Source organism: uncultured Lacinutrix sp. (assembly GCF_947500605.1).
Classification (GTDB): Bacteria; Bacteroidota; Bacteroidia; order Flavobacteriales; family Flavobacteriaceae; genus Lacinutrix.
The window spans coordinates 1-2,446 of record NZ_CANMSJ010000018.1; the positions used below are offsets into that span (position 1 = coordinate 1).

The following is a 2,446-nucleotide window of genomic DNA, read 5'->3' on the forward strand; positions in this document are numbered from 1 at the left end:
AAATAAAATAATATAAAAAAGATTCAAAAAAGTCTTTTTATATTAAATAAAGGTTGTAAGTTTGCAGCCGCTTAAAACGTCAACGTTAAGAGCAAAAAAGTTCAGTGACATTTAATGTTTAAAAAGAGAAAAAAGTTTTTAATTTTTTAATCAAAAAACATTGCACAGAATTAAAAAGGGTTTTACATTTGCAGCCCGCTAAGTAAATTAAATTTTAGTTAGCAAATACAAGATAAGAAACAAGTTCATACACATATTGAATTGACAGCGTAAGTTTGTAACTGGAAACGGTTATAGACAAACAAGAGAATAAACCATTCGAGTACTAATTTAATTTCTTTGGTTGTTAAGCATATTAGTGGAAACACTTAAAAATTTAACGATGAAGAGTTTGATCCTGGCTCAGGATGAACGCTAGCGGCAGGCTTAACACATGCAAGTCGAGGGGTAACAGAGAAGCTTGCTTTTGCTGACGACCGGCGCACGGGTGCGTAACGCGTATAGAATCTACCTTATACTAAGGAATAGCCTTTGGAAACGAAGATTAATGCCTTATAGTATGATGACTTGGCATCAAGATATCATTAAAGATTACGGTATAAGATGACTATGCGTTCTATTAGCTAGATGGTGTGGTAACGGCACACCATGGCTACGATAGATAGGGGCCCTGAGAGGGGGATCCCCCACACTGGTACTGAGACACGGACCAGACTCCTACGGGAGGCAGCAGTGAGGAATATTGGACAATGGAGGCAACTCTGATCCAGCCATGCCGCGTGCAGGATGACTGCCCTATGGGTTGTAAACTGCTTTTATACAGGAAGAAACACTCTCTCGAGTAGAGAGCTTGACGGTACTGTAAGAATAAGGATCGGCTAACTCCGTGCCAGCAGCCGCGGTAATACGGAGGATCCAAGCGTTATCCGGAATCATTGGGTTTAAAGGGTCCGTAGGTGGATAATTAAGTCAGAGGTGAAATCCTGCAGCTCAACTGTAGAATTGCCTTTGATACTGGTTATCTTGAGTTATTATGAAGTAGTTAGAATATGTAGTGTAGCGGTGAAATGCATAGATATTACATAGAATACCAATTGCGAAGGCAGATTACTAATAATCAACTGACACTGATGGACGAAAGCGTGGGGAGCGAACAGGATTAGATACCCTGGTAGTCCACGCCGTAAACGATGGTCACTAGCTGTTCGAACTTCGGTTTGAGTGGCTAAGCGAAAGTGATAAGTGACCCACCTGGGGAGTACGTTCGCAAGAATGAAACTCAAAGGAATTGACGGGGGCCCGCACAAGCGGTGGAGCATGTGGTTTAATTCGATGATACGCGAGGAACCTTACCAGGGCTTAAATGTAGTGTGACAGGACTAGAGATAGTTTTTTCTTCGGACACATTACAAGGTGCTGCATGGTTGTCGTCAGCTCGTGCCGTGAGGTGTCAGGTTAAGTCCTATAACGAGCGCAACCCCTGTTGTTAGTTGCCAGCGAGTCATGTCGGGAACTCTAACAAGACTGCCAGTGCAAACTGTGAGGAAGGTGGGGATGACGTCAAATCATCACGGCCCTTACGTCCTGGGCTACACACGTGCTACAATGGTAGGGACAGAGAGCAGCCACTGGGCGACCAGGAGCGAATCTTCAAACCCTATCACAGTTCGGATCGGAGTCTGCAACTCGACTCCGTGAAGCTGGAATCGCTAGTAATCGCATATCAGCCATGATGCGGTGAATACGTTCCCGGGCCTTGTACACACCGCCCGTCAAGCCATGGAAGCTGGGAGTGCCTGAAGTCCGTCACCGTAAGGAGCGGCCTAGGGTAAAATCGGTAACTAGGGCTAAGTCGTAACAAGGTAGCCGTACCGGAAGGTGCGGCTGGAACACCTCCTTTCTAGAGAAAGACGACCAAGTAATTTATAAGAAAAAATTGTTTATTCTCCTGCTGTTAATTTAAATAAAACTTATAGTAGAGTCTCATAGCTCAGCTGGTTAGAGCGCTACACTGATAATGTAGAGGTCGGCAGTTCGAGTCTGCCTGAGACTACTAACTACTATATAAAAGGAAATTCTAGAAGTTGTCAATTCTAAATACTAAAGTTCTGAATGCAATATTCGGGATTTTACATTGGGGGATTAGCTCAGCTGGCTAGAGCGCCTGCCTTGCACGCAGGAGGTCATCGGTTCGACTCCGATATTCTCCACAATTCAGTTTAATACTGAACAACGTTCATTGACATATTGAAAAAAGATACATGAAATTAAAGATTTGAGATTCGTCTCAATGACAATAATATTAAATACTAATAGTTAGTCACGAGCTACTATTAGTATATGTAACTCATTAAAAAAGCAAATAGTACAATAAGCTAAATAAGAGCGTATGGGGAATGCCTTGGCTCTCAGAGGCGATGAAGGACGTGATAAGCTGCGAAAAGCT

General features: G+C 43.0%; 2 tRNA genes and 1 rRNA gene. All 3 read left to right on the forward strand.

The features are described from left to right. The first annotated feature begins 379 nt into the window (after positions 1 to 379). The 3 genes from Q0935_RS15765 (at position 380) to Q0935_RS15775 (ending at position 2,210) form a co-directional block, all read left to right on the forward strand. Positions 380 to 1,900, forward strand: a 16S ribosomal RNA gene (locus Q0935_RS15765). 79 nt (positions 1,901 to 1,979) lie between these two features. Further along, positions 1,980 to 2,053: transfer RNA gene (locus Q0935_RS15770), tRNA-Ile, on the forward strand. A gap of 83 nt (positions 2,054 to 2,136) precedes the next feature. Then, positions 2,137 to 2,210 (forward strand) — tRNA-Ala (locus Q0935_RS15775). Positions 2,211 to 2,446: the final 236 nt, after the last annotated feature.